Raw genomic sequence first — 18097 nt, 5'->3', positions numbered from 1 at the left:
TTGTGTCGGCTACCGACGAGCAGTCGGTTTCGGCGAGTGGGTCTGTGGTGGAGACGGAAGCGGCTGGCGGAGGACACTCCGAGCAGTCGCCCGAGGCGGCTTCGGTGAGTGAATCTGTCGTGGAGGCGGAAGTCGTCGACAGCGAGGTGGACTCCGCTGTGGTGGCGGAAGGTACTGCTGGCGAAGGGGATTCTGCTGTGGGGGTGGAAGGTACTGCTGGCGAAGTGGATTCCGCGGTGGAGGCGGAAGGTACTGCTGGCGGGAGTGAATCCGTCGTGGAGGCTGAAGGCGCTGTTGGCGAGGTGGACTCCGAGGTTGCGGGGCCGGTTCCCTCGGGCGCGGAGGATTCCGGGGAGCGCGCGCATTACAGCGATGCGTGGGCCGTTTCGGCTGTGCGGGTGAAACCGGGCGAGGTCGGGGGAGCGGAGGAGCGCTGATCGGCGGGGTGGGGGTGGATCCGTTCGGGACGGCGGGGCTGCGGGAAGGGGTGGTCGCGGCCTGGCGGGGGTCGCCTACTCGGCTGCGGGAGGATGCCGCTACCGAGGGGGATCTCGTGCGGGCGGGGTATCGGGATCGGTTGCTGACCGAGTTGGCGCAGAATGCCGCGGATGCGGCGGCCAGGGGCGGAGCGCCGGGGCGGGTCGCGGTGTGGGTGGACGCTGCCGGACTGCATGTGGCCAATACCGGTGTGCCGTTGGATGTTTCGGGGGTGCACGCGCTGACCGCGCTGCGGGCCTCGGCGAAATCGGAGGCCGGGTCGACCGTGGGGCGGTTCGGCGTCGGGTTCACCGCGGTGGTGGCTGTCTCCGAGGAGATCGAATTCCGATCGAGTGCCGGTTCGGTGCGGTTCTCCCGAGCTGAGACCTGGAATACGCTGCGGGACAATGATATCCATATCCCGGCGGACGGCTTCCAGCCGCCGGTGTTGCGTCTGGCCTGGCCCGTCTCGGACGCCCCCGCCGATGGATTCGACAGTGAGATCGTGCTCCGCCTGCGCCCGGACATCGATCCCGATTCGCTACTGGCCGCCATGCGCGTCGAAGCCGCCGATCTGCTGCTGGAACTGCCTGCTCTGCAAGCCATTCGAATCGCTGACGACGAAATCATCAGTGCGCTCACCGAACTCGGCAACGGACTGGCGGAGCTGCGCCTGTCCGGCCCGGCCGACGAGACGCGGATCTGGTGGCAGTTCACGACCGGTCGCGCCCGCTGGCTGCTGCCGATCCGCGACGGCCGCCCCGTCTCGGCGGGTTCCGATGTCCTACGCGCCCCGACCCGCTCCGACGAGGAGCTCTCGCTACCCGCCCTGCTGATCGCCGATATCGCGATGCAGCCCGACCGCCGCCGCCTGCTCCCTGGCGCTCGCATCGCCGAATTGGCTTCGGGCTACGCCGATTTCGCGCGCGCTCTACCGCCGCGCGACCGACTGGTCCTGGTGCCCACCCCGGGCTTCGCCCGCAGCGAAACCGACGGCCTGCTGCGCGAGGCGCTCATCGATGAACTCCGTGGCGCCCCATGGCTGCCCGTACTCGATCCGACCGGCGAAACCACCGACGCCACCGCCGCACCCCGGCGCAGCAGCGTATTCCCCGGCGCCACCACCGAACTCACCGAACTGCTCGCCGATGTCCTCGGCCCCCTGGTGATCGCCGATCTGTCCGGCCGCGTCGCCGCCGACACCCTGGCCGTCCTCGACGTCCACCGCATCGGCCTGGCCCGGATCGCCGAGCTGTCCTCGGGTCTGGAGCGTCCGCCGAACTGGTGGTACGCCCTCTACGACGCCCTGGATCCGTTCGTCACCGATCCGCTGGCCGTGGAAGAACTGGGCGCACTGGCGGTTCCGCTGACCGACGGTCGGCTCGTCACCGGCCCCCGCACGGTCGTCCTGGACGACCACCTCGACACCACCCTCCCGGTGCGCTGGGCCCGCCTGGTGCACCCCGAGGCCGCGCACGAACTGCTGGACAGACTCGGCGCGCGCTCGGTCACCGCCGAGGATCTGCTGAACGACCCCGCGCTGCTAGGGGAACTGGAACTCGACCCGGCCGATCCGGATACCGTCGCCGCCGTCCTGGGCCTGGCCGCGCAACTGCCCGACGACGCGGTCCTACCGCCCGGTCTCGGCCTGCTCGAATTACCCGATACCGCGGGCGAATCCCGCCCGGCCGACGAGCTGCTGCTGCCGCAAGCGCCCCTGGCCGAGCTGCTGGTGGCCGATTCGCCGTTCGGCACAGTCGATTCCACGATCGTGGACAGGTACGGCCCCGCGGCCCTGCGCGCGATCGGCGTCGGCTGGGGCTTCACCGTCGTCACCGAAAGCGATCCGACCGGACCCGACCATCACCTCGACGACGAGGAGCGGTGGTGGGACGGCCTGGCCGAGGATCCGCCGGAACTGGCCGCGGTGCGCGATCTGGATCTGGTCGCCGACGAGGCATGGCCGAAGGCGTTGCGGTTGTTGCTGTCCGAGCCCGGCACCCGCCCGCTGCTGGCCGACCGCGACGGCTACACCGCGTGGTGGCTGCGCCGCCACGCCCGCATCGATGGCACACCCCTCGGCCTGTTCCGCGCGCCCGGCGATCCCGTCTTCGCCGGACTGCTACCGGAATCGGCGAATTTCGCACCGGCCGAGGCGCAGGCGCTACGCGCGGTGCTGGCCGATCCGGAGACCATCGATCAGGAACTGGCAGCCGCCCTGCTCGAAGCGCTCGCCGACCCCGCGAAAAGGCCGTCGCCGGAGGCGATTTCCCGAACGCACGCCCGACTGGCCACGGCCGCAACCCATCTCGATCTGGACGCGCTCGCACCACCGGAACGGGTACGTGCGCTGTCGGGCGCGGTGATCGACCCCGCGCGGGCCATGGTGCTGGACCGCCCCTGGTACGGGCTGGTGATTCCGCCCGATCGGCTGGTGGTCGGAGATCTGGAACACGCTGCCGCACTGGCCGATCTGCTGGATCTACCACTGGCATCGGATGCGATGACCGCCGAGATCCTCGATCCCGGCGAGTCGACGAACTGGGCCGACGAACCGCTGGGCGTGGTGCTGAGTCTGCAATTCGGCCGTCCCGCAGGCGATTTGGTATTGCACGATCGTTTGCGGGTCCGACTGAGCGGCGCCTACGAGGGTGTGGCCGAGGTGCCGTGGTGGCGCGAGGACACCACGACACATGTTCGGCGACAGGTTACTTCGCGTACGTCGTGACCATCTCGGCGAGCACATCCAGCTGAGTGCGCACCGCATCGCTGTCGTTGTCGACCAACCAGCGCAATACGACGCCGTCGATGACGTTGAGGGTGAAGCGACTCAGCGTCTGTACCGGAACCGACCACTGGGTGCCGGTCGCGTCGCGGGCGTGTTCGAGCACATCGGCGACGGTGGAGTCGTTGAACGTGTACTGCTCTCGGGCGATCGCGAGTTTTGCCGGGGTTTGTTCGCTTTCGCGCAGTGCGTAGGTGGTGGTTTCGTAGGTGAGCAGCTGTCGTTCGGGCGTCGCTTCGATGTTGAGCCAGAGTAGTTCCAGGCTCGCGCGCACCAAATTTTGAAGCGATTCCTTTCCGCTTCCAACGTCCTGCCAGACCGTTTCGTTGGTCTCAACGGAATCGCGCAATTCCATCGACAACGCCTTGACCAGTTCGGTCATCAGCGCGTCCTTGTTTTCGAAACAGTAATGCACCACACCGAGCGAAACACCGGCCGCCTGAGCTACATCGCGCGTGGTAACCCCGGCGACGCCCTTTTTTTCGGCAAGACCGATGGCCGCCTCGATAAGGTGGGCCCGTCTTTCTTCGACGCTCAATCGGGAGGACACCCAAGGCAGTTAAGCGGCAAGTGCGCGAACAGTCAATTCGCGGGCTGTAAAAACTTCTCAGAGACCTTTTTGTGCACCCTTGTCACCCCGTCGCGCGGAGCGCCGCTGGAGTACGAAGATCAGATAGGCGAGAAGTCCGACGACCATGCCCATCAGGCAGATCGGCCGGGCGGGGGCCCAGGCGTCGACCGTCCACACGAGTACGGTCGCGATTGCCCACGCGAGCACGCCGACGACCAGCACCGGGCGCGGATCGGTCAGATGCGGCGGAATTTCGGGCACGTTGCGGGTCACGATGTCAACCTTAGCGACGGGAACGGCCGTCTCGTGGGTGGCGGGTCCCGTATCGTTTGCCTCTGTGACAACGCCTTCCGACATTCGCGCGCTGGCCGCCGAGCTCTCCCTGGCGGTCGTGCGCTTGACGCGACATCTGCGGGGCCGCCGCGCCGACGCCCAGATTTCGCTGACCCAGCTGTCGGCCCTGGCGACGCTCAACCGCGAGGGCGCCATGACGCCGGGCACGCTGGCCGCCAAGGAGCGCGTCCAGCCGCCATCGATGACCCGCGTCATCGCGTCGCTGTCGGAACTGCAACTGGTGGAACGCAACCCGCACCCCACCGACGGCCGCCAGATCATCGTGTCGCTGTCGGAGGCGGGCCGCGCGCTGGTGCAGGACGAGAACAACGCCCGTGAGGCGTGGATGACCGAACAGCTGGCGGGCCTGCGCCCCGATCAGCTGCAGGTGTTGCGGGACGCGGTCGCGATCATGAAACAGATTGTGGATCAATCGGAATAGCGCGTCACTGCCCGAAAGCCCGGTCGCTGGGCACGATTTCGCGGCCCAGCGGCATGAGCGAGATCGGGATGAGCTTGAGGTTGGCCCACCCGAACGGGATGCCGACGATCGAGATGAACAGCGGAATGCTGGTGAGCAGGTGTCCGAGCGCGAGCCACCAGCCCGCCACCAGCACCCAGATCACATTGCCGATCAACGACGGCACCCCCGCGCCCGGCCGGGCCACGGCCTCGCGGCCGAACGGCCACAGCACATAGCCCGCGATGCGGAACGACGCGATGCCGAACGGGATGGTGACGATCAGCACACAGCAGATGACACCGGCCACCAGATAGCCCAGCGCCATCCAGAAGCCGGCGAACACCAGCCACAGCACATTCAGGACCAACCGGATGAGGCTCACGGCACCAGCATGCCAGTGCGGCCCGGGTCCCGTCGACGAGCCGCGGATCACATCAGAAGAACCAGCCGAGGACCGGTTCGCATTCGCCGGTGAACGCCAGGTCCAGGCGGCGCAGCTGCTCGGAGTCCTTGGCCTGCAAGCGGTTCGCCGCCGCGAATGTGCGCGCGCGATGCGCGCCCAGGTACAGGCTGCCCAGCACATCCATGCCCAGTTCGACATCGGCGGGCCGGGCCGTCGGCTCGCATTCGGCCACGCCGTCGCGCACCCGCAGCGCGAAGACGCCGCCCGCCTGGCGGAACGGATCGGTGACCGCCAGTACGACATCCAGATCGTGCTGATAGCCGCGCGCCGACAGGGCCGCGGGCACATCCATCAACCGGGCCCACAGCGCGTCGTAGCGGCCGACCGTGCGTACCAGGCGGCTGTCGGTGATCAGGTGGGGCAGCGGATCGTCGTCGCTGATCGAGGTTTCCACGATCGTCACCAGATCCAGGCCGAGCAGGGCGCGCCACAGTGCGGCGTGCGCCTCGACGGTGACGGCGTGGAATTCGACCACCTCGGCGTTCAGGTCGGTCTCGGTGTACTGGTAGCGATACAGCGCGTAGCCGTCCGGGTGGACCAGGGCGAACAGGCCGCCGTCGGAGCGATAGTCGGCGAGTTTGGTCTGCCAGGCCGCGGCCGGGCGTACCTGCGCGCCGGGCGTGCGGCGACGCCAGCGATCGTAGATCTCGGGCAGCTGCCGTTCCAGCGCGGTCTCGAGCGGGGTGAGTTCGACGCCGCCGGGATCCGGTGCGGTGGGCCGGAATTCGGCGAAGCGGCGATCGATGCGGACCCGGCTCTCCACGATCGTCGGTCCGTATCCGAAACGGCCGTAGATGGTGGCCCGGCTCGCGGTGAAGATGGTCAGCGGCAGGCCCGCCTCCTCGATGCGGCGATGCTGTTCGGTGTACAGCGCGCGCAGGATGCCGCGGCGGCGGTGGGTCGGGGCGACCACGACTCCGGCGATGCCGCACGCCTGGACCGTGCGCTCGCCGGGAACGGTCAGGGTCATCTCGCGATCCTTGGTGTGGCCGACGATGCGATCGCCGTCCATGGCGAGAATCGCGCGCTCGGTCGGAAAGACCTGCCTGCGCCACTCGGCCTCGGCCGGATCGGCGGTCGCCCGTCCGCCGAACGCATTGGCCAGCAACAGATACAGGGCCGGCTCGTCGGCCGCGGCGCCCGAGCGCAGGGAGATTCCGGTGGGGAGCGACATGTATCGACCTTCGCACGGGGCTGGAACGACCCGCACGTCAATTTCCGCGCGCCCTGCGGTCCGGGCCACCTCGGGGCGGCTCGCGCTACTCCGGGGCACGCTCCGGCGGCTGATCCCGTTCGGCCTCGTGCTGTGTCGGCGCGGTCGCGTTCGGCTCGTCGGACCGCACGCGGCGATTGCGCCGGGAGCGTCTGCGCAGCATGGCCTTCCGTTCGCGCCGGGGCGCGGTGCGGTCGATGCGCGGATCGGCGGCCACCTGGTAGCGCGGCAGATATTCACTGAGGAAGGCCTGCACGGTGGCGGTGGCCGGAATGGCCAGCAGCGCGCCGACCGCGCCGAGCAGCGCCGCCCCGGCCAGCACCGACAGCAGTGCCACGGCCGCGTTCACATCGACCGTGCGCGCGGTGATGCGCGGCTGCAGCAGATAGTCCTGGAACCACTGGTACAGCACCACGAATATGAGCAGCCAGACCGCGTCGAACGGCTGCACGGTCAGCGCGACCAGAATCGGCAGCACACTCGCCAGATAGGTGCCGATCGTCGGGACGAAGGAGGCGATCACGCCGAACCACACACCCAGCGCGATCGGATTGGGCAGATCGAGGATCGCCAGGAAGATCGCATGGGTCACCGCCGAGATCACGGCCAGCAGCGCCCGCGAGTACAGGTAGCCGCCGGTCTTATCGATCGCCAGATCCCAGGCGTGCAGGACCGTGTCCTGCCTGCGCTGGGGTAGTAGCGAACAGATCGTGCGCCGCAGCTTGGGCCCGTCGGCGGTGAGATAGATGCTGAACAGCGCGATGGTCAGGAATTGGGCCAGCCCGCCCAGGATCGTGCTCGACAGTCCCCAGATATTGTTGGCGGCCGTCTGGGCGTAGTTGTTGATGATGTTGGAGTCGTGCAGCAGTCGGTCGCGCAGCTGATCGATCGTGAAATGCTGGTGGAAGGTGCCGTTGACCCAGTCCACCAACTGATTGAGCAGGCCGGGTAATTCGTTGAGCAGATTGCTCACCGTCTCCACCAGCAGCGTCACCAGCGCGGCGAGAAATCCGCCGACCGCGGCGAACAAGAGCACGAAGACCACGGCGGTGGCGACTCCGCGCGGCACCTTGCGCGCGGTCATCAGATCGACCGCGGGTTCCATCGCCAGCGAGATGAAGAAGGCGACCAACATCATCGTGATCAGGCCGAGCAGTTTGTGGAAGGCCCACTCGCCCAGTTGATACGCGGCCAGCCCCGCGAACGCCAGTAGCAGCGCTCGCGGCAGCCAACGGGGCATCCGCTCCGAACTCGCATCCTCGACCACGAGCACAGTCTCCTGGACCGATCGCGAATCAGCCGCCAAGACCCGCGATCGGTCCGTCGAACTCAGCGCGCGGCGGCTTCCTCGTACTCGTCTACCCGGCCGGACTCCTCCGAACCACCGAGTTCGGTCCGGGCGCACGCCCGGAGGAATCGGGTGGCGGCGGGGCTCAGTGACGGATCGGCGCTGCGGATCGCGCTGGTGAGGCGGACGCCGCGATACAGCAGGCCCGGATCACGGTCGGCGGCTTCCCATTCGGCCGCGTCGTCCTCGATGCGCTGCCGCCAGATCAGCATGGTGCGGTTGGTGGCGATCAGATTCCGCAGGCGATCCCAGTCCAGCAGCGCGTCGTGCGCGAGGACGGCGTGGCGGGCGGCCAGGGTGACCAGTCGCGCCCGCACCAGCCGTTCGACGAGATCCGGGCCCGAGCCCGCGGCGAGGCCGTCGAGATCGGCGAGCGGCGCGCGGCGTCGCACGACCGTGCCGTCGCGGTGGACGGTGACCAGGGCCAGCAGCACCTGCTGGGCGTCGAGGCGCTCGCGTTCGGTGAGCCCGGCCCAGTAGCGCTCGGCCAATTGCCCGACCACCCCGGCCACACCGCCCACCCTGCGGTAGGTGGCGATGTCGAGCCGCTCGCCGCTGCGGCGCGCCCACATCGATCGCATCGCCGTCGACAGCACGGGCAGCGCACCCGCGTCGGCGGGGCGGGCGGGTACGGCCCGGCCGCCGTCGAGCGATGCGATCAGCAGGTCGACCACGCCGGGATCGACGGTCACCCCGCGGGTGCGCGGCGGGCCGACGATGGCCGAGACGAGTTCCTGTCTGCGCATGGGCGTGAGGGTGAAGCTGTTGTGCTGCAGGGCATTCGACAGCCAGGACGGTTCCGAGCAGTGGACCACCTGATCCGAGCGGATCGAGACGAGGACCGAGCCGACGGCCGTCAGGCGGTCGAGCCATCGGAGGAAGCCCTCGCGGGCGGCCGGATCCAGCTCGGGTCGGTAGAGCTGTTCGAACTGGTCGACAATCAGCAGCGGCCGCCGGCCGCCGGACCAGCGGGCGATCGTCTGTGCGTCCAAGTCGGCGAGGGCGAAATCCGAACTGCCGCCGAAGATTCGGGCCAGGGTGCCGAGCGGGTCCCGGCCCGGGACCATGGCCGCGATCGCCCAGCGGCCCGGTTCGGCCCGTAGCGCCGGGACCACGCCCGCGTGCAGCAGGGCCGATTTGCCGACGCCGGAGGCGCCGGTGAGGACGATCGGACGGGCGGGTCGATCCGAATCCGCCGACGCGCGAATCATTTCCAGCAGCCCGCTCAGCGCGCGCCGACGGCCGAAGAACACCGATTCGTGCGCCTCGGAGAAGCCCGCGGCGTCGGGATACGGCGCGCCGGGCCCGCCCGCCGAGGCCACCGGCGTGGCGCGAGCCGCCGACCACAGCATCCGCCAGGCGCGTAAATTGATTGTCTCGGAAGGGGTTCCGGCGCGCCGCCGGGCCCGTGAACCCAATACCTGTAGCACCGGGACCAGTGATTCGAAACGGGCGGGCACATTGCGCCCGCTCACCCAGTCGCTGATGCGCTGTGCGGTCGCCACCGCCGACCGATGATCCCCCTCGCCACGGCGCTGTGCCAGCATCGCCACATTGCGCAGCGACGGTAGGCCCGCCGCGCGATGCAGGGCGGCCAGTCGCCGCGCGAACTCGTTGCGCGCGGAGCCCGGGTTCTCGCCCTGGCCCTCGCCGCCCGATCTGAACTCCATATCTTCCCCCGAAGCGTTGAATTGACTTCTCTGTTCGGGTTAGACGGTGGCGGTGGGGTTTTCGTTCCCCGAATATGCGAAAACCCGCTCCCGGAATCCGGAAGCGGGTCTCGTGCAGCGTATTTCAGCGGCCGGCGATCTCGGCGTAGTCGCGTTCGCCGTAGCCGGTGTAGATCTGACGCGGGCGGCCGATCTTGAGCGGCTCGCGGTGCAGTTCGCGCCAGTGGGCGATCCAGCCGGGCAGCCGGCCCATAGCGAACAGCACGGTGAACATGCGGGTCGGGAAGCCCATGGCCCGGTAGATCACGCCGGTGTAGAAGTCGACGTTCGGGTACAGGCGGCGCTCGACGAAGTAGTCGTCGGACAGGGCGACCTCTTCGAGCTGCTTGGCGATGTCGAGCAGCGGGTCCTGCACGCCGAGCTTGCCGAGGATCTGGTCGGCGGTCTTCTTGACGATGGTGGCGCGCGGGTCGTAGTTGCGGTAGACGCGGTGGCCGAAGCCCATCAGCTTCACCCCGTCTTCCTTGTTCTTGACCTTGCGGATGAACTCCTTGACGTCGCCGCCCTGCGCCTTGATGCCGTCGAGCATCTCCAGCACGGCCTGGTTGGCGCCGCCGTGCAGCGGACCCCACAGCGCGTTGATGCCGCCGGAGACCGAGGTGAACAGGTTGGCGTCGGAGGAGCCGACCAGGCGCACGGTCGAGGTGGAGCAGTTCTGCTCGTGATCGGCGTGCAGGATCAGCAGCATGTCCAGCGCCTGGGCGACCTCGGGATCGACCTCGTAGGGCTCGGCCGGGAAGCCGAAGGTCATCCGCAGGAAGTTCTCCACCAGCGACAGCGAGTTGTCCGGGTAGAGGAAGGGCTGGCCGACCGACTTCTTGTAGGAGTAGGCCGCGATGGTCGGCAGCTTGGCCAGCAGCCGGATCGTGGACAGCTCCACCTGCTCCGGATCGCGCGGATCGAGCGAATCCTGATAGTAGGCCGACAGCGCGTTGACCGCCGAGGACAGCACCGGCATCGGGTGCGCGTTGCGCGGGAACCCGTCGAAGAAGCGCTTGAGGTCCTCGTGCAGCAGGGTGTGGCGGCGGATGCGGTCGGTGAAGTCGTCGAGCTGGGCCTTGGTCGGCAGTTCACCGTAGATGAGCAGATAGCTGACCTCGAGGAAGGTGGACTTCGCGGCGAGCTGCTCGATGGGGTAGCCGCGGTAACGCAGAATACCGGCCTCGCCGTCGATATAGGTGATCGCGGACTTGGTCGGGGCGGTGTTGGTGAAACCGGGGTCGTAGGTGACGTAGCCGGTGCTGGCCAGCAGCTTGCCCAGATCGATCCCGTCGTTACCCTCGGCGGCCTTGGCGATCGTCATGGGATATTCGCCGCCAGGGTAGGACAGTACCGGCTTGGCGTCGTCGTCGACGTTGATGATGTTCTCAGCGGGCACGGAAGGATCCCTCTCAGGCTAGAACCATAGGCATCGGGCGCGGTCGGCGTCCGATGCGCCTGCCTCAACGCTAGCCGCTGGCTGTGTGCGTGATTCGTGAGGGTGGTCCTTACCTACCTCACAGTCACCTGCGCACGATGTGAGCGTGGACGGGTCTGCGTGGTATTAGCGCGAGATCGCTCATGCCACCGTAATTTCGGCGTGTGCACGGGGTACGCGGTAGCGCACGAAGGCCGGGAAGATCACCGCCGCGATCACCATTCCGATCACGACCAGAGTGCCACCACCGGCCGATGCCACAGCGGTACCCAACGCCGCGGCGGCGAAACCGTGGGCAACATCACCGATGCGCGGCCCACCGGCGACGACCACGATGAACACTCCCTGCAGCCGCCCGCGCATCTCGTCGGTGGCGACCTGCTGCAGCATGGTGGTGCGCAGGGTGGCCGAGAACATGTCCACCGCGCCGCCGAATGCCAAGCACCCCAGGGCGATCCACAGGCCCAGGCGGGTGCCCAGCCCCGCCCCGCTGAGGCCCACCGCGACGCCGAAGCCGATCATGCCCACGCCCCACAGCGCGATGCAGATCACCACGGCCCGGCCCTGCCTGCGCACATGTCCGAGCCAGCCGGAGAAGATGCCGCCCGCGACCGCACCCGCCGACAGCGCCGCGAACAGCAGGCCCAGCGATGTGCCGCCGCCGACCGGATCGCCGAAGGTGTCGTGGGCGATCTGCGGGAACAGCGCCCGCGGCATGCCGAACACCATCGCGACGATGTCGACCACGAAGGAGGCGAGCAGGATGCGCTGGGTGGCCAGATAGCTGAAACCCTCGACGACCGTGCGCAATCCGGCCCGGCGCACCCCGCCCGTCGGCGGGACCGGCGGCAGTCGCCAGATCGCCCACAGCGTCGCCAGCAGGGCGATGGCGTCCAGGAGATACAGCGTCGACAGGCCCGCGAGGGGGATCAGCATGCCCGCCAGCAGCGGTCCGGCGATCGCGCCGAACTGCATGAGCGTCGAGTTGAGCGAGTTCGCCGCGGGGAGCAGCTCGCCCGGCAGCAGCCGCGGGATGATCGCGCTGCGGGTCGGCTGATTCACCGCGAAGAACGCCTGCTGCACCGCGAAAAGCCCGAACACCAGCCAGACATTGTTCACCCCCGCCGCGGCCTGGGCCCAGAACGCGAGTGCGGTCAGTCCCGTACCGGAACTGGTGATCAGCAACAACTTCCGCCGATCCATCACATCGGCCAGCGCCCCGCCCCACAGCCCGAACACCACCAGCGGCACCAGCCCGAACAATCCGGCCAGCCCGACATACCCCGAACTCCGGGTGATCTCGAAGATCTGCTGCGGCACGGCCACCACCGACAACTGCGCGCCGACCACGGTGACGACATTGGTCGTCCACAACCGGCGGAAATCGGGATGGCGCAGCGGTGCGACGTCGGCGAGCAGCTTCACCGGCGAGAGCGTATCGGCAGGGTGTCGGACATAGTGATTGATTTTGAGTGGGTCATCCCATGAATACAACCCTTGACGCGGCGTGCGCCCTCCCCCTTGACGCGGCGTGCGCCCTCCCGATTTTCCTGGCCGAAGGCCAGGACGACTAAGGCTGCAGCCGTTCCAGTTTCATGGCCGCGGCGTCGATACTCCCCGCCTCCAAGATCACCCGAATGCGGTTGTGCAGCCGACTGCGTCGACCCTGCCAGAACTCCACGATCTCCGGGCGGAGGATGAAACCGCCCCAGTGCGGGGGCACCGGGATCTCGTCGGTGTCGGCGAAGCGGGCGGTGGTTTCGGTGAGGGCGCGATCGAGCTCGGCGCGGGAGGCGATGGGGCGGGATTGGTGGGAGGCCCAGGCGCCGAGTTGGGAATTGCGTGGGCGGGAGCGCCAATAGACGGAGGTCACCTCGGCAGAAACCCGATGGATCGGGCCGCGCAGATTCACCTGTCGGCCCAGGGCGGGCCAGGCGAAGGTGATCGACGCATAGGGAACGGCCGCCAATTGCCGTCCTTTGGCCGAGTCGTAATTGGTGTAAAAAGTCACACCCTCCGGCGAGAGCCCTTTGCACAGCACGGTGCGGGAGGCCGGGCGCGGTCCGGATTCGGTCGGCTCGACCGTGGCCAGCACCATCGCATTCGGTTCGGCGATGCGGGCGCGGGTGGCCTGTTCGATCCAGGTGCGCAGCACCGGTTCCCACCCGTCGACCAGCCAGGACTCGTCGAGATCGGGATCGCCGCCGTATTCGGCGCGCATGGCGGCGATATCCATCTCGGCTCGCACCGCCGGGTCGATCTCGGCAGATTCGATTCCCGTTTCCGAATCGGGAGAGCCAGGTGAATTCTGCTCGTCACGCATGGACCAGACGTTACTCCGCAGTAGTGGACCGACTAAGGTTCTGAAGTGATCGGCGTGGTCGCCCACAGATCGTGCGGCCCGATTTGCAAGGAGAGTCACAACATGACTACCAGCGCTGCGGCACCTACTGGTCCTGCCGTACCCCCCGATTTCGTCAGCGGTCTGGAAGGTGTCGTGGCTTTCACCACCGACATCGCCGAACCGGACAAGGACGGTGGCGCCCTGCGGTACCGGGGCGTCGACATCGAGGATCTGGTGGCCAACAAGGTGACCTTCGGCGATGTCTGGGCGCTGCTGGTCGACGGCGAATTCGGACGCGGCCTGCCGCCCGCCGAACCGTTTCCGCTGCCCGTGCACACCGGTGATGTGCGCGTCGATGTGCAGGCGGGCCTGGCCATGCTCGCCCCGATCTGGGGTTATCAGCCGCTGCTGGATATCAACGACGACACCGCCCGGGAGAATCTGGCCCGCGCGTCGGTGATGGCGCTGTCCTATGTCGCGCAGTCCGCGCGCGGCATCTACCAGCCCGCCGTGCCGCAGAAGAAGATCGACGAGTGCGAGACCATCACCCAGCGGTTCATGACCCGCTGGAAGGGTGATCCGGATCCGCGCCACATCGAGGCCATCGACGCCTACTGGGTCTCCGCGGCCGAGCACGGTATGAACGCCTCCACCTTCACCGCCCGCGTGATCGCCTCCACCGGCGCCGATGTAGCGGCCTGCCTGTCCGGCGCGATCGGCGCGATGTCCGGCCCGCTGCACGGCGGCGCGCCGGCGCGCGTGCTGCCGATGATCGAACAGGTCGAGAAGTCCGGTGACGCACGGGCTCTGGTGAAGGGCATCCTGGACCGCAAGGAAAAGCTGATGGGCTTCGGCCACCGGGTCTACCGGGCCGAGGATCCGCGCGCCCGCGTGCTGCGTGCCACCGCCAAGCGCCTGGACGCCCCGCGCTACGAGGTCGCCGCCGCACTCGAGAACGCCGCCCTGGCCGAGTTGCGCGAGCGTCGCCCCGACCGGGCCATCGAAACCAACGTCGAGTTCTGGGCCGCGGTCATCCTCGATTTCGCCGAGGTGCCCGCGCATATGATGCCCGCGATGTTCACCTGTGGCCGCACCGCCGGGTGGTGCGCGCACATCCTGGAGCAGAAGCAGCTGGGCAAACTGGTCCGCCCGGCCGCCATCTACACCGGGCCGCAGCCGCGTTCGGCCGACAGCGTCGCCGGCTGGGAAAACATCGCCCACCAGTAATCGACTCATCGGTCCGCTTCGCGTAACATCCGGTCGCGTGGTGGACAAGGGACTGTCTCGGCGGGGCTTGCTGACAGCGGGGGCGGCCCTGGCCGCCGGTTTCATGAGTTCGGGATGTAGTGCGGCACAAGACGATTCGTCTGTACCGCGCTCGGCCGCCGCGACAACGCAACGCACCCCGGCGGCGGCCGTGCCCGCCCGGGTGCAGCTGGTCCGCTCGGAGGTCCCCGGCGCGGTGGCCGGTCGCTACGCCGGGGCGCAGCCCGGCGCATGGGGTATGGATCTGCCCGGAATCATCACCACGGTCCCGGCCCAGGGCAAGCAGATGGCGCTGACCTTCGACGCCTGCGGCGGCCCGGACAACGACGAGATCAACGATGTGCTGGTGAATTTCCTGATCGAGCAGTCGATTCCGGCGACGCTGTTCCTCAACAAGCGTTGGATCGACGCCGATCCGGGCCGGGCCGCCAAACTCGCCGCCAATCCGCTGTTCGAACTGGCCAATCACGGCACCCGGCACTGCCCGCTGTCGGTGAACGGTCGCGCCGCCTACGGCATCGACGGCACGGGCTCGGCCCAGCAGGCGGTCGACGAGGTGTGGGGTAATCACGAGACACTGACCGATCTACTCGGCCGCCCGCCGCGCTTCTTCCGCGCGGGCACCGCGCACTACGACGACGTGGCGGTCTCGATCGTGCGCGATCTGGGCGAGCAACCGGTGGGCTTCAGCGTCAATGCCGATGCGGGAGCGACCTTTTCGGCCGCCCAGGTGCAGCAGGCCATGGCGCGGGTGGAACCGGGTTCGATCACCATCGCGCATATGCATCGGCCGAAATCCGGTACCGCGCCGGGAATGCTGGTCGCGCTGCCGAGGCTGCGTCAGCAGGGTTACGAATTCGTCAGGCTCCCATAGCGTTTCGGTCCTCGATCGAGGCGGCCCAGTCGACCGCGACCGATTCCCCGCGATCGACGGTGAAGAACGCGACCTCCAGATGTCTACCCAGATCGACCAATTCGATCGCGGTCAGCGGTACGGGCTGGATCACCCGAACCCGCCATGGGCGCGGCTCGTCCCAGGCCCGCAGCTCCAGATCCAACCGCAGCACCGGATCGTCGAGGCCGGAGTAGTCGGCGGCGACGGGCGTGGCGGCCAGGACCGTGGCCGCGGCGCGGCGGCCGTCGGCCAGGATCTTCGAAATGCTCACGCGGGTGGCCTCTTCCGGGCTCGGTACGTAGAGCACGACGCGATCGCGGTCGCCCGGATCGACCCGGCAGCCGACCACGTCGCCGGGCTGCATGGCATCCAGATCGGCGGCCTGCACCTGCTGACGCACCCGGGTCTCGTAGGGCGGGCGGCCATCGATCTGCACGCGGACCCAGAACCGGTGTCCCGGTTCGGTCCGGCGCGGCCGCATACCCAGTACGGTCGCGGTTCCCGCGAGGCCGTGCAGCAGCAGTTCGCGCCGGGCGGTCGGCGACAGCGCGCCGTGGCGGAGCGCGAAACCATGCGATTCGAGCTGGGTCGACAACCGGCCTAGAAGGCCGACCCCATCCAATGCAGCCATGCTCATGGCTCAACGGTAGCCCGGCTGTGTCCCACGCCACGTCGAAATGGTTATGCAAATGAAAATTCATTTGTACGCGACGTCGGGAAACGAGGGGGTGACCCACCGCAGCAACGACCGTGGTCGGCCTCTAGTCTTGTGGCCATGACCGCTGCGTTCCCGACCATTCCCGCCGATTTGAAGCCCGCCGACGGCCGGTTCGGCTGCGGGCCGTCCAAGGTCCGGCCCGAGCAGTTGCGTTCCCTCGTCGAGGTGGGCGCGTCCGTATTCGGCACCAGCCACCGCCAGAAGCCCGTCAAGGACGTGGTCGCGCGGGTGCGCTCCGGGCTGCGCGAATTGTTCGCCCTGCCCGACGGATACGAGGTCGTCCTCGGCAACGGCGGCACCACCGCGTTCTGGGACGCAGCGGCGTTCGGCCTGATTCGGGAGCGCTCGCTGCATCTGACCTACGGTGAGTTCAGCTCCAAATTCGCCTCGGTGGCCAAGAAGAATCCGTTCATCGGCGATCCCATCGTGGTGTCCAGCGATCCGGGCACCGCGCCGGAGCCGGTCGCCGATCCGGCCGCCGATGTGATCGCCTGGGCGCACAACGAGACCTCCACCGGCGTCGCGGTAGGCGTGCAGCGCCCGGCGGGTTCGGACAATGCGCTGATCGCCATCGATGCCACCTCGGGCGCGGGCGGTCTGCCGGTGAACATCACCGATGCCGATGTCTATTACTTCGCCCCGCAGAAGTGCTTCGCCGCCGACGGTGGGCTGTGGGTCGCGCTGATGAGCCCGAAGGCGCTGGAACGCGTTGCCGAGATCGCGGATTCGGGTCGCTACACCCCCGAATTCCTGTCGCTGCCGATCGCGGTCGACAACAGCACCAAGGATCAGACCTACAACACCCCGGCGCTGGCCACCCTGCTGCTGTTCGCCGATCAGATCGAATGGCTCAACGGCAACGGCGGATTGGACTGGGCCGTCAAGCGCACGCTGGATTCCTCCTCGCGGCTGTACTCGTGGGCCGAGTCGAGCGAATTCGCCACGCCGTTCGTCGCCGATCCGGCGCAACGCTCGCAGGTCGTCGGCACCATCGACTTCGCCGATTCGGTCGACGCCGCGCAGGTCGCGAAGGTGTTGCGCGCCAATGGCATCGTCGATACCGAGCCCTACCGCAAATTGGGCCGCAACCAGCTGCGTATCGGTATGTTCCCGGCGATCGATCCCGAGGACGTCTCGCAGCTGACCCGCTGCGTCGACTGGGTTGTGAGCGAAATCGCCAAGTAGCCTTCGGGTTCAGAACACAGCAGATTAACGCGAGCGAGAGTCCCACGTTGGATTCTCGCGCGCGTGTCTTGCCCCACGAATCTCAGAAGTGCACTACTGTTCCATAACGTGGGCGGTGTCGCGAGCCTGGCTGTGATCGACGCAGCGATAAGGAGGTAACGGTGCGTGAACTTCGAGTGATCGGATTGACGCCCGATTCCGCACATATCGTGTGTGCCGATACCGAGACCGGCCAGAAGTACCGGCTGCCCGCAGACGAGAAGCTCCGTGCCGCCGCCCGCGGTGACCTTGCCCGATTCGGCCAGATCGAGATCGAAACGGAAGCCACGATGCGTCCTCGCGATATCCAGGCCCGTATCCGAGCGGGCGCCTCGGTGGAACAGGTCACCGAGGAATCCGGCATGCCCGCCAGCCGAGTCGAGCGTTTCGCCTATCCGGTGCTGTTGGAACGGGCGCGCGCGGCCGAGTTGGCGCAGAAGGCGCATCCGGTGCGCAAGGACGGCCCGGCCGTGGAGACCCTCATCGAGATCGTCTCCGCCGCATTCGCCGAGCGTGGGCACAATATCGATATCGCCGAATGGGATGCCTGGAAGGACGAGAAGAACTACTGGGTCGCCCAATTGCAGTGGCAGGCGGGCCGTTCGGTGATCGCCGCGCACTGGCGCTATCAGCCCGACGCGCACGGCGGTTCGGTCGTGCCGCTCGACGATCCGGCCACCGATCTGGTCGATCCCGATTTCGGGCGGGCGCTGCGCGGATTGGCGACCATCCTGCCCGAACCGGTCACCGAGCCCGCCCCGGTCGAACCCGCGCCCGCCGCACCGGCTCCGCGCGAGGAGCCCGCCGCCCCCGCGGCGCGCACCGCCACGCAGGACAGCGTCGAGGAGTA

The 18097-nt window shown here is 68.0% G+C and carries 16 protein-coding genes; 6 read left to right on the top strand and 10 right to left on the bottom strand.

The features are described from left to right. The first annotated feature begins 445 nt into the window (after window positions 1-445). On the top strand, window positions 446-3205 hold the full coding sequence (locus tag NP4_RS34525; protein WP_245998673.1) for a sacsin N-terminal ATP-binding-like domain-containing protein: 2760 nt from the start codon (window positions 446-448) through the stop codon (window positions 3203-3205). On the opposite strand, the gene NP4_RS34520 is transcribed toward NP4_RS34525, so the two are convergent. Then, window positions 3186-3800 (bottom strand): TetR/AcrR family transcriptional regulator, encoded by a 615-nt coding sequence (locus NP4_RS34520; protein ID WP_245998671.1) that lies wholly within the window; start codon window positions 3798-3800, stop codon window positions 3186-3188. The genes NP4_RS34525 and NP4_RS34520 overlap by 20 nt on opposite strands. Before the next feature lie 69 nt (window positions 3801-3869). Further along, window positions 3870-4106: a DUF2530 domain-containing protein gene (locus NP4_RS34515; protein WP_068006872.1), complete on the bottom strand. Its 237-nt coding sequence runs from the start codon at window positions 4104-4106 to the stop codon at window positions 3870-3872. Between the two features lie 64 nt (window positions 4107-4170). Between NP4_RS34515 and NP4_RS34510 the strand changes: the two genes are divergently transcribed. Further along, entirely contained in the window at window positions 4171-4608 is a 438-nt protein-coding gene (locus NP4_RS34510) for a MarR family winged helix-turn-helix transcriptional regulator (protein WP_068006868.1), read from the top strand. Between the two features lie 4 nt (window positions 4609-4612). Here NP4_RS34510 and NP4_RS34505 read toward each other — a convergent pair whose 3' ends face one another. The 7 genes from NP4_RS34505 to pdxH all read right to left on the bottom strand — a co-directional run bounded on the left by NP4_RS34505 (window position 4613) and on the right by pdxH (window position 13036). Next, a complete protein-coding gene (locus tag NP4_RS34505; protein ID WP_218024000.1) occupies window positions 4613-5002 on the bottom strand; it encodes a YccF domain-containing protein in 390 nt (129 codons plus the stop codon). 61 nt (window positions 5003-5063) lie between these two features. Further along, entirely contained in the window at window positions 5064-6266 is a 1203-nt protein-coding gene (locus tag NP4_RS34500; RefSeq protein ID WP_068006861.1) for a GNAT family N-acetyltransferase, read from the bottom strand. 85 nt (window positions 6267-6351) lie between these two features. Continuing rightward, window positions 6352-7572 (bottom strand): AI-2E family transporter, encoded by a 1221-nt coding sequence (locus NP4_RS34495; protein ID WP_245998669.1) that lies wholly within the window; start codon window positions 7570-7572, stop codon window positions 6352-6354. Window positions 7573-7634: 62 nt separating this feature from the next. After that, window positions 7635-9323, bottom strand: a complete 1689-nt coding sequence (locus NP4_RS34490; RefSeq protein ID WP_068006854.1) for an ATP-binding protein — start codon at window positions 9321-9323, stop codon at window positions 7635-7637. Between the two features lie 124 nt (window positions 9324-9447). Beyond that, entirely contained in the window at window positions 9448-10761 is a 1314-nt protein-coding gene (locus NP4_RS34485) for a citrate synthase (protein ID WP_082876479.1), read from the bottom strand. A 180-nt stretch (window positions 10762-10941) separates the two neighbouring features. After that, window positions 10942-12225, bottom strand: a complete 1284-nt coding sequence (locus NP4_RS34480) for an MFS transporter (protein ID WP_082876478.1) — start codon at window positions 12223-12225, stop codon at window positions 10942-10944. Between the two features lie 145 nt (window positions 12226-12370). Beyond that, window positions 12371-13036 (bottom strand): pyridoxamine 5'-phosphate oxidase, encoded by a 666-nt coding sequence (gene pdxH / locus NP4_RS34475; protein WP_255285622.1) that lies wholly within the window; start codon window positions 13034-13036, stop codon window positions 12371-12373. A gap of 189 nt (window positions 13037-13225) precedes the next feature. On the opposite strand from pdxH, the gene NP4_RS34470 reads away from it, so the two are divergent. Together NP4_RS34470 and NP4_RS34465 are read left to right on the top strand one after the other, a co-directional pair. Next, window positions 13226-14371, top strand: a complete 1146-nt coding sequence (locus NP4_RS34470; RefSeq protein WP_068006852.1) for a citrate synthase 2 — start codon at window positions 13226-13228, stop codon at window positions 14369-14371. A gap of 37 nt (window positions 14372-14408) precedes the next feature. Further along, window positions 14409-15284: a polysaccharide deacetylase family protein gene (locus NP4_RS34465; protein WP_245998667.1), complete on the top strand. Its 876-nt coding sequence runs from the start codon at window positions 14409-14411 to the stop codon at window positions 15282-15284. Here the strand turns inward: NP4_RS34465 and NP4_RS34460 are convergent. Continuing rightward, window positions 15271-15942, bottom strand: a complete 672-nt coding sequence (locus NP4_RS34460) for a hypothetical protein (RefSeq protein WP_068006849.1) — start codon at window positions 15940-15942, stop codon at window positions 15271-15273. The two genes, NP4_RS34465 and NP4_RS34460, sit on opposite strands and share 14 nt — an antisense overlap. Window positions 15943-16080: 138 nt before the next feature. Here NP4_RS34460 and serC point away from each other — a divergent pair, with 138 nt between their 5' ends. Further along, window positions 16081-17208: a phosphoserine transaminase gene (gene serC, locus NP4_RS34455; protein ID WP_068006848.1), complete on the top strand. Its 1128-nt coding sequence runs from the start codon at window positions 16081-16083 to the stop codon at window positions 17206-17208. Window positions 17209-17369: 161 nt separating this feature from the next. Then, window positions 17370-18097 (top strand): septation protein SepH (sepH, locus tag NP4_RS34450; RefSeq protein ID WP_156524964.1); only part of this gene is annotated, 728 nt, incomplete at its 3' end.

Origin of the sequence: Nocardia pseudobrasiliensis NBRC 108224 (assembly GCF_001613105.1) — a bacterium.
GTDB lineage: Bacteria > Actinomycetota > Actinomycetes > Mycobacteriales > Mycobacteriaceae > Nocardia > Nocardia pseudobrasiliensis.
The sequence above is the reverse complement of the archived record's forward strand: the minus strand, read 5'-3'. Positions and strand labels throughout refer to the sequence as shown.